The organism is Hymenobacter cavernae, from assembly GCF_014641455.1.
Lineage (GTDB): Bacteria > Bacteroidota > Bacteroidia > Cytophagales > Hymenobacteraceae > Hymenobacter > Hymenobacter cavernae.
The window spans coordinates 40239-49422 of the sequence record NZ_BMHT01000012.1; the positions used below are offsets into that span (position 1 = coordinate 40239).

The following is a 9184-nucleotide window of genomic DNA, read 5'->3' on the forward strand; positions in this document are numbered from 1 at the left end:
CGCTACAAACCTAGCCTGGCTCCTACTGATCATAGCGGCCTTCCACGTTTTCCAGGTACTTCTGGCCCGAGCCGGTGTTCAGCAGTAAGATCTGCTCGTCGGCGCTGAGCCAGCCACTGGCTAGCAGCTTCCGGGCGGCCATCCACACGGCGGCGCCTTCGGGGGCTACGAACAAGCCTTCCTGCTTACCTAGCTCGCGCATGCCTTCCAGCATTTCATCCTCGCTGATGCTTACGGCCGTGCCCTGCGACTCGTGCAACACATTCAGCATCAGCGGCTCGCCCAGCGGGCGCGGCACCGCCAAGCCGTTGGCAATGGTCGGCTTGCCATTGTACTGCTGTGAATTGGCCTGCCGACCTAGGAATGTTTCCACCAGCGGCTGGCAGTTTTCGGCCTGCACGGCTACCATGCGCGGCAGCTTCACATCGGCGGGCAGCCAACCCAGGGCTTGCATTTCGCGGAAAGCTTTCCAGATGCCGATCAGGCCGGTGCCGCCGCCGGCGGGGTACAGCAGCACGTCGGGCAGGTGCCAACCTAGCTGCTCGGCAATTTCGTAGCCCATGGTTTTCTTGCCTTCTATCCGGTACGGCTCTTTCAGCGTCGAGACGTCGAGCAGATGGCCGTCGGCGTTGGTTTCGCGCACCCAGGCGGCGCAGTCGTTGATAAGGCCGTCAATTAGCTGCACCTCAGCGCCGTACCAGTAGCATTCCTCTTTGAAGGCTTTCGGCGTGTGGCGCGGCATGGCTACCACGGCGCGCATACCCGCTTTGGCGCAGTACGCGGCCATAGCCACGCCCGCATTGCCGGCCGTCGGAACGATACAGCCCTGCACACCTAGCTCCTTGGCTTTGGAAATGGCCATGCTCAGGCCGCGGGCTTTAAAAGAGCCGGTTGGGTTCTTGCCTTCGTCTTTCAGCACCAACGAGCGCAGGTTGTAGCGGCTAGCTAGGTTTTGCAGCGCGATGATGGGCGTAAAGCCCTCCCCGAGGCTCACGCGGTTTTCGTCTTCGAGCAAGGGCAGCAGTTCGCGGTAGCGCCACATGCTGGCTTCTCCCAGGTTGATGCTGGTTTTCGGCAGTGGGTCGAGTAAGTCGTAGCGCGCAATGAGCGGCATGCCGTGGCATACCGATACGCGCTGGAGCTTGAAAGCAGAGTGAGGCGCGCCACAAACCGAGCACTCTAGGTTGGTGATTCGACTGGAAGTTTCGGTACAGATGGTCATGACAAACCTAGGATTAGGTGCTTAGCTATTGGCTATTAGCTTTTTTTGCAAGAAGCAGTAAGCCGCTTACACCTTCGTGTGCCGCGACTTGCTGCCTGCAAAACGTTGGCAAGTACCTACTAGGTTATACCCGAATCAAATGGAGTTTCGGAATAGGCTATTCCTTTTCGGAATAATAACGCTTCGTGAAGCGGACGAAATTCTGGTAAGGCTGGTTGTTCTCGGTGCCTTTGCGCTGAATGAAATTGAACTGCCGGGTCAGCTTCAGGTTCCGTATGCGCACTTCCACCAGCTCGCCCGATTCCAGCTCTTTCACCACCGCCTGCCGCGGCAGAAAAGCTAGGCACGTATCAACCCGCACAAAGTTTTTCAGCGCCTCAGTGCCGCCGAGCCGCACTTTCACCGGCAAATCGACCAGCTTGATTTGCTGCTGCTCCAGGGCTTCTTCCAGCACCGCCAGCGTGCCCGAGCCATATTCGCGCAGAGCGAGCGGCGTCTCGTACAGGTCTTTCAGATCTAACTCGGTCTTCACCAACGGGTTCCGAGCCGAGCGCACCGCCACCACGTCGTCGGTCAGGAACGGCGTGTAGGTCACGTTGCTGACTTTGTTGATGCCCTCAATAATACCTAGGTCGATTTCGTGCTCGATCAGCGCCTTCAGGATGTTCTCGCTGTTGCGGTTGCGCAGGGTGAGCTGCGTGTTCGGGTTTTGCTGCAAATATGCCGACAGCACCGGCGGCAGCACGTACAGCGAAATGGTGGTGCTGGCCCCGATCATCATCTGAATCTGGGGCGAGAAGCTGGTGCTGATGCTGGCAAACTCCTGGTGCAGCTCGTGTTGCAGCTGCTTGGCCAGCAAGAGTTTATCGTACAAGAGCTTGCCAGCCGGCGTGAGCACCACGCTGTTACCGAGCCGTTCAAACAAGCCGATCTTGTAGTACTCTTCCAGCGCCTTCACCTGCTTGCTCACGGCGGATTGGCTTGTGAACAGCGTCTGGCTGGCCTTGGTAAAGCTCAGCTGCCGCGCGACTTCCAGGAAGATTTCGTGTTTGTGGGAAAGCATTTGAACGCAAGATATCGCAAAGTCATGGTTCTCCCGGTCAGATGCCCGCACGCCGTTGGGCGAGGCATACGCAACCGAAGTTTGCCGGAGCCGCCGCTTTAACCCCTAGCTTTGTGCACCGTTTCGCATGACCGGCCTCTTCGCTCCTATCACCCTTACGCCACCGTGAGCTTCTCATGCCCGGCGGCATTTGCTTTCGCAAATGCCTCATGCACATGCTTTTTATAGGCAAACCTAGGTTACGCCCGGCGCGCAGTCGGCGGCACGTCTTTCCCAAACGGAATACCTTTCGAATGATTCTTCTTGACAAATTAACCCGAGGCCATAGCCTCAAGGATGAAGTATTGGCGGGCCTCACCACGGCCCTGGCCCTCGTGCCTGAAGTAGTGGCGTTTGCCCTGCTGGCCCACGTCAGCCCACTCGTGGGCATTAGCTCGGCCTGCATTATTTGCCTTATCACCAGCCTTTTCGGTGGGCGGCCAGGCATGATATCCGGCGCGGCGGGCTCGGTGGCGGTGGTCATTGTGAGCTTGGTAGAGCGGCACGGCGTGGAGTACCTGTTTGCGGCCGTTGCGCTGATGGGCCTTATTCAGATAGCTATTGGCTTGCTGCGCTTTGGCAAGTTTATCCGGTTGGTGCCGCAATCAGTGGTGTTTGGCTTTGTGAATGGGCTGGCGCTCATCATCTTCATGGCGCAGCTGGAGCAGTTCAAAGTGGCAGATGCGACTGGCGCAACGCACTGGCTCAGCGGCTCGCCTCTGTACCTGATGCTAGGTTTGGTGGCCCTCACGATGGCTATTATTTTCCTGCTGCCGAAAGTTACGAAGGCCATTCCGCCTTCGCTCATCGCCATTCTGGTCGTTTCGGCGCTGGTGATTTTCGGCAATTTACCCACGAAGTCGGTGGGCGATATTGCTTCCATTGCGGGCGGTTTGCCGCAGCCGCATTTGCCGCAAGTGCCATTCAACTGGCAGACAATCAGAATCATATTTCCTTACTCCGTTATCATGGCGCTGGTGGGCCTCACCGAAAGCCTACTCACGCTCACGGTAGTCGACGAAATAACGGAAACCCGCGGGCGCGGCAACAAAGACTGCGTGGCGCAGGGCCTCGCCAACATCACCTCCGGCTTCTTTGGCGGCATGGGTGGCTGCGCCATGATCGGGCAGACGATGGTCAACCTGGAGTCGCGCGGACGGCAGCGGATCTCGGGCGTGGTGACGGCAGTGGCGCTGCTGCTGTTTGTGGTGGTGGGCTCGTCGCTGATTGAGCGGCTGCCACTGGCGGCGCTGGTGGGCGTAATGTTTATGGTAGTTATTGCCACCTTCGAGTGGGCCAGCCTGCGCATCATTGGCAAAATGCCGCTTACCGATGTGGTCGTGATGGTTTTGGTGACGCTCATCACGGCCATTTCCCAGAACCTAGCCTTGGCCGTACTCATCGGCGTGGTGATTTCGGCGCTGGCCTTTGCTTGGGAAAACGCGGTCCGCATTCGGGCCCGCAAGTACGTGGACGAGCAGGGCATCAAGCACTACGAAATCTTCGGGCCGCTCTTCTTCGGCTCGGTGGCGGCGTTCAACGAAAAGTTCGACCTAGCTTCTGATCCGCAGGAAATTATCGTGGATTTCCGCGAAAGCCGCGTGGCTGATTTATCAGCCATCGAAGCGCTGAACAAGCTCACCGAGCGCTACCACAAAAGCGGCAAAAAGCTGCACCTGCGCCACCTCAGCCCCGATTGCCGCCGTCTGCTCGCCAACGCGCAAGCGCTTATCGACGTGAACTACTGGGAAGACCCGACCTACAAAGTTTCGGTAGACGCCATGGAATAGCCTTGCGGCGGCTGGGCGGTTGTGCCAGGTTCTGGTTAAATTTCGCCCGCTCTGCTTTCCTTTCTATGTCGCTCACTTACAAAAGAATCATCGTTAAAATCGGCTCCAACGTGCTGACGCAGGACAACGGCCTGCCCGACACGGCCCGCATCCGGCACCTGGTCGAGCAGCTCGCCGCGCTCAAAAAGCTAGGTCGGGAAGTCATTTTGGTGTCGTCGGGCGCGGTGGCCTCGGGGCGCAGCCTGGTGCAGGTTTCCGACAAAGCTGACGCCGTGACCAGCCGCCAGCTGCTGGCCGCCGTGGGCCAGGTCAAGCTGCTCAGCACCTACGCCGAGCTGTTCGGTCAGCACGACTTAGTTTGCGCGCAAGTGCTGGTCACGAAGGAAGATTTCCGCGACCGGGTACACTACCTGAACATGCAAAACTGCTTCGGCGCGCTGCTCCAAAACAACATCATTCCCATTGTGAATGAGAACGATGTGATTTCCGTAACGGAGCTGATGTTCACCGACAACGACGAGCTGGCCGGCCTCATCGCCTCCATGCTGAACGCCGACGCGCTGCTCATCCTCAGCAACGTCAACGGCATTTACACCGGCGACCCGAAAGACCCAAGCTCCGAGCTGATCCGGGAAATCGAGCCGACTACCACCAGCTTTTCGTCGTTCGTCACGACGCAACGCTCGCAGTTTGGCCGCGGCGGCATGATTACGAAGTGCCACATGGCGCACAAAGTCGCGCAGCTCGGTATTGCGGTGCACATCGCCAACGGCAAGACGGAGAATGTGTTACCTAGGCTGCTGAGCGGCGAAGTGGAGAATACACGCTTCATCCCGTATAAAATTGCCTCGGGCAAAAAGAAGTGGATTGCGCACTCCGAAACCGCGGCGAAAGGCGTGATTCACATCAACGACGGCGCCAAAACGGCCCTCACCACGCCCGGCAAAGCCATAAGTCTGCTGCCAGTAGGCATCACGAAGATCAGCGGCGAATTCCAGAAAGGCGACATCATCAAGCTAATCGATGAGCACCAGAAACCCGTTGGCCTAGGTCTGGCGGAATATGGCTCCGACAAAGCCGTGGAGCGCATCGGGCAGAAAAACCAGAAGCCGCTGGTGCATTATGATTATCTGTTTTTGAACGCCGAAATCAGCTAACGTAGGAACGCGCCACGGCGCGTTCGGCACCCGCGCCTCTCGTGCGCTTACCTGGTTTAGACACCACTTTACAGGCCCTTACCTTGTGCTGGGCCAGGTCGTTCAACGACGAACGCGCCGTGGCGCGTTCCTACAGTTCCTTCTTATGAACTTGCAACCTGTATTTGAAGCTTCGCAGAAAGCCAGCCGCAGCCTAGGTCTGGTTGCCTCCGAAAAAATCAACGCGCTGCTGCGCGACCTCGCCGACGCGGCCGTGGCGAAAACGCCGTTTCTACTCGCCGAAAACGAGAAGGACCTAGCCCGTATGTCGCCGGACGACCCCAAGCACGACCGGCTGAAACTAACAGGGCCACGTATTGAAGCCATTGCGGAGGATATTCGGAGCGTAGCGGGCCTTACGTCGCCGCTGGGGGAAGTGCTGTTGCAGCGGGAACTGCCGAACGGCCTGCACCTCTCCAAAGTGTGCGTGCCGCTGGGCGTAGTCGGCGTCATCTACGAAGCTAGGCCCAACGTGACCTTCGACGTAGCCGCGCTGTGTCTGAAAACCGGTAACGCCAGCATCCTGAAAGGCGGCAGCGACGCTAGCTTCTCCAACGAGGCTATCATCGCCGTCATTCACGACGTGCTGCGCCAGCACAACCTAGCTCCCGAAGCTGCCACCCTCCTCCCCCCCGACCGCCAAGCCACCGAAGCCCTGCTCAACGCCGTCGGCTACGTGGATGTGCTGATTCCACGCGGTAGCCAGGGCCTGATCGACTTCGTGCGCCAAAACGCTAAAGTGCCCGTTATCGAAACCGGCGCGGGCGTGGTGCACACTTTCTTCGACGAAACCGCCGACCTAGCCAAAGGCCGCGCTATCATCTTCAACTCCAAAACGCGGCGGCCCAGCGTCTGCAACACCCTCGATTGCCTGCTGCTGCACCATGCCCGCCTTATCGATCTGCCGGCTCTCACGGCACCGCTAGCCACTGCGCACGTGCTCTTGTACGCCGATGAACCTAGCTACGCGGCCCTGCGCGGCCTGTACCCCGCCGAGCTGCTGCAACACGCCACGCCTGAGCACTTCGGCACTGAGTTTCTGTCGCTGAAGCTAGCTATCAAGACGGTACGCGGCTTGGAAGAAGCCCTTCAGCACATTGCCGAACACAGCTCCAAGCACAGCGAAGCCATCCTTTCGGAAACGCCCGAGCACATCGAGCAATTCCTGAACAGTGTGGATGCCGCGGCTGTGTACGCCAATGCTTCTACCGCTTTCACCGATGGCGCGCAGTTTGGCCTAGGTGCCGAAATCGGTATCAGCACGCAAAAGCTGCACGCCCGCGGCCCGATGGGCTTGGAGGAACTCACCAGCTACAAGTGGCTCGTGCGCGGTGACGGGCAGGTACGAACCACGTAGAAACACATACTTGTGTCTCCGTCGTTGCTGAGGTTGTTTAGGCCGCATTGTTCTGACATCGGTCGTTCAACGGGGAGACACTCTACACGCCAACAACGTATTTGTAAAGGAGACCTATCTTTAAGTACGACCTAGCTTGTTCAACTATGATACCTATTACCGACATCTCCCAACTCGACCTCACCAAAAGTTACACTTACGCCGATTACCTGACGTGGCAGTTGGATGAGTTTGTGGAGCTCGTGCGGGGCAAAATCCGCCGCATGAGCCCGGCGCCGCGGGTGGCTCACCAGCGCATCTCAAGCCGTTTCGTCGGTAGACTTTACGCCTACTTGCTTGCACACTCTTGCGAAGTTTTCCACGCGCCATTTGATGTGCGACTAACTCGCGCTACTCTGAACGGCGAGAGTACCATCACTACCGTCGTCCAGCCAGATGTTTGCGTGGTGTGCGACCCAACGAAACTAGATGAATTCGGCTGCCTAGGTGCCCCCGACTGGATTATTGAAATCCTGAGCCCCAAAACAGCCGCTTACGATACGCACGAAAAGCTAGAGTTGTACGAAGAAAACGGCGTGCGCGAATACTGGATTGTGCTGCCCGGCGAAAAGAGTGTGGTAGTCTACACGCTGGAAGATAGCCGCTACCAATTGCAGGATACGTACTACACGCCCGGCGCTATTCCGTCGCGCACGCTACCCAGCTTTCGTATTGAGTGGGAGGAAGTATTTGAGGGCGTGTAGCGGAGCCCAGTCATGACCTGACCCAGCAGCGTCATCCTATACAGAAACACGTATTTTAGTAAAACCTTCTTTTGCTCTTTACGCTATGCCGCCCATCACCAACCTTTCGCAGCTCGACCTCACCAAAACCTACACCTACGCTGATTACCTGACGTGGCAGCTGGATGAGTTTGTGGAGCTGATTAAGGGCAAAGTCTATCAGATGAGCCCGGCGCCCCGGCGGCGCCATCAGGTTACGGCTCGTAACCTCAATACGCCGATTGCGCTGTACTTAGAAGGTAAGCAGTGCGAAGTTTACTTCGCGCCCTTCGACGTGCGCCTGACCACGGCTGGCCCCAATGGCGACGTGCAGATTACCACCGTCGTGCAGCCAGATATCTGCGTGATCTGCGACCCGGCCAAGCTCGATGACCTAGGCTGCCTGGGCGCCCCGGATTGGATCATCGAAATTCTCTCGCCCGGCACCGCTGCCCACGACACCCGCGATAAGTACGACCTCTACCAGGAAGCCGGCGTCTCGGAGTACTGGATTGTGTCGCCCCTCGAAAAGTACGTTTCCGTCTTTGTGCTGCGGGAGCAGAAATACCAGCTAGCCGGCGAGTTCTACGCGCCCGGCCCCATCCCGACCCAGACCCTGCCGGAGCTGGAGATTCTGTGGGAAAAGGTGTTTGCGGGGGTGTAGGAACGACCGGATTGTATATCTGGTCGAGCGGAGTAGTCAGTCATAGAAAGCCTGCAACCTTGGTAAAGCCGCTACAGTTGTTGTTGGCTCAAGCATTTGCCCTGCTCACCGTATTCGGCTTGCACGAGCTGGGGCTGAGCTGGCCGGTAGTGCTGGGTCTGCTCTATGCCGAAAACCTGGCCGTGGTTTGGATTGCTACCCAAAAGCGGGAGGTATTCCTCTACCGGGTTGCCTTGGGCGGCAGCTTAGCCGCGGGGTTAAGCCTGCTGTTGACGGCCCTAAGCAACGCAGGCCACAGCCTGCCGCCTATGCTCTACCGCGACGCCTTGGTGCTGGCGATGGCCGGCTGGGCGGGGGTCGTACTGGTAAACCTGACCCATCGGCAATTGCAGCCCGCGCAGCTTGCCGAAGAGCCAGATAGTACTCCTGCCGACTTCGGTCTGTTGGGCGGCATTGCGGGGCTGGCGGGCCTGCTGCAGGGCGGCACCGGGCTGCTGCTGGGCCGGGCGCTGTTCGGCTGGCTCGGGGCGCCGGTGGCCCTCTTGCTGGTTGCGCTCCTGGGCATGGGTGGCATCGCACTCGGCCTAGCGGCCTGGGTGCACGCGCAGGGCCTGTTGCCCCGTTGGGTGCGACGCCAGCAGCTCGCGTTAGGGCAGGCGTTGGCAGTGCTGGCCGTGTTTGGGCTGCACGAGGCGGGCCTGAGCTGACCTGGGGTCATGCTGGTTTTGTATGCCGAGAATCTGCTGGCGGCCCTGCTGCTAAGGAACCGCGATGAAGACGACCTGCTGCACCTGCAGACCTACCTACTGGTGGTGCTGGCGGCCCTGTTGCCGCTGCTGGTGCGCTACACTTCGCCGGGAGCCTTCGGGGCCGAGGTACGGGCGGCTTTGCTCGTCGGGGCGGCCCTGCTCACGGTGGGCTACCAGCTGCGGCGCCAGTTGCTGTCGAAAGTGGACGGGGACTACGCGGTGCTTCCGCTCGGCGGCATCCTGCGGTTGCCGGTCCTGGGACTGGCCGTGGGGTGGCTGTTGCTCAGTGGCGGCGCGCTGGTGTTCGACCGGGTCTGGGCCGCCTGGGCCATGGTCGGCTTGC

At 59.1% G+C, this 9184-nt stretch carries 9 protein-coding genes; 7 read left to right on the top strand and 2 right to left on the bottom strand.

Features of this window, described 5'->3' with window-relative positions; genetic code table 11:
• Positions 1-22 precede the first annotated feature (22 nt).
• Positions 23-1222 carry a threonine synthase gene (locus IEX74_RS22215; protein ID WP_188816289.1) on the bottom strand — a complete coding sequence of 400 codons (1200 nt, stop codon included), beginning with the start codon at positions 1220-1222 and terminating at the stop codon, positions 23-25.
• A 157-nt stretch (positions 1223-1379) separates the two neighbouring features.
• Positions 1380-2285: a LysR family transcriptional regulator gene (locus IEX74_RS22220; protein ID WP_188816290.1), complete on the bottom strand. Its 906-nt coding sequence runs from the start codon at positions 2283-2285 to the stop codon at positions 1380-1382.
• 293 nt (positions 2286-2578) lie between these two features.
• On the opposite strand from IEX74_RS22220, the gene IEX74_RS22225 reads away from it, so the two are divergent.
• The 7 genes from IEX74_RS22225 to IEX74_RS22255 all read left to right on the top strand — a co-directional run.
• Positions 2579-4114 (top strand): SulP family inorganic anion transporter, encoded by a 1536-nt coding sequence (locus IEX74_RS22225; RefSeq protein ID WP_188816291.1) that lies wholly within the window; start codon positions 2579-2581, stop codon positions 4112-4114.
• A gap of 65 nt (positions 4115-4179) precedes the next feature.
• Positions 4180-5271, top strand: coding sequence for a glutamate 5-kinase (gene proB / locus IEX74_RS22230; protein WP_188816292.1), 1092 nt, complete (start codon positions 4180-4182; stop codon positions 5269-5271).
• Positions 5272-5416: 145 nt separating this feature from the next.
• On the top strand, positions 5417-6667 hold the full coding sequence (locus tag IEX74_RS22235) for a glutamate-5-semialdehyde dehydrogenase (RefSeq protein ID WP_188816293.1): 1251 nt from the start codon (positions 5417-5419) through the stop codon (positions 6665-6667).
• Between the two features lie 146 nt (positions 6668-6813).
• The gene (locus tag IEX74_RS22240; RefSeq protein WP_188816294.1) at positions 6814-7410 is read left to right on the top strand and encodes a Uma2 family endonuclease; all 597 of its coding nucleotides are present in this window, start codon (positions 6814-6816) and stop codon (positions 7408-7410) included.
• A gap of 85 nt (positions 7411-7495) precedes the next feature.
• A complete protein-coding gene (locus tag IEX74_RS22245) occupies positions 7496-8092 on the top strand; it encodes a Uma2 family endonuclease (RefSeq protein ID WP_188816295.1) in 597 nt (198 codons plus the stop codon).
• Positions 8093-8151: 59 nt separating this feature from the next.
• Positions 8152-8799: a hypothetical protein gene (locus IEX74_RS22250; protein WP_229755420.1), complete on the top strand. Its 648-nt coding sequence runs from the start codon at positions 8152-8154 to the stop codon at positions 8797-8799.
• A gap of 9 nt (positions 8800-8808) precedes the next feature.
• A partial coding sequence (locus IEX74_RS22255; protein WP_188816297.1) for a hypothetical protein occupies positions 8809-9184 on the top strand: 376 nt, incomplete at its 3' end.

What these genes read in the sequence shown, in the direction of transcription:
- IEX74_RS22240 (WP_188816294.1), top strand. Translation starts at nt 6,814, where the DNA reads ATGATACCTATTACCGACATCTCCCAACTCGACCTCACCAAAAGTTAC.
- IEX74_RS22215 (WP_188816289.1), bottom strand. Translation starts at nt 1,222, where the DNA reads ATGACCATCTGTACCGAAACTTCCAGTCGAATCACCAACCTAGAGTGC.
- IEX74_RS22220 (WP_188816290.1), bottom strand. Translation starts at nt 2,285, where the DNA reads ATGCTTTCCCACAAACACGAAATCTTCCTGGAAGTCGCGCGGCAGCTG.
- IEX74_RS22245 (WP_188816295.1), top strand. Translation starts at nt 7,496, where the DNA reads ATGCCGCCCATCACCAACCTTTCGCAGCTCGACCTCACCAAAACCTAC.
- IEX74_RS22235 (WP_188816293.1), top strand. Translation starts at nt 5,417, where the DNA reads ATGAACTTGCAACCTGTATTTGAAGCTTCGCAGAAAGCCAGCCGCAGC.
- proB (WP_188816292.1), top strand. Translation starts at nt 4,180, where the DNA reads ATGTCGCTCACTTACAAAAGAATCATCGTTAAAATCGGCTCCAACGTG.
- IEX74_RS22225 (WP_188816291.1), top strand. Translation starts at nt 2,579, where the DNA reads ATGATTCTTCTTGACAAATTAACCCGAGGCCATAGCCTCAAGGATGAA.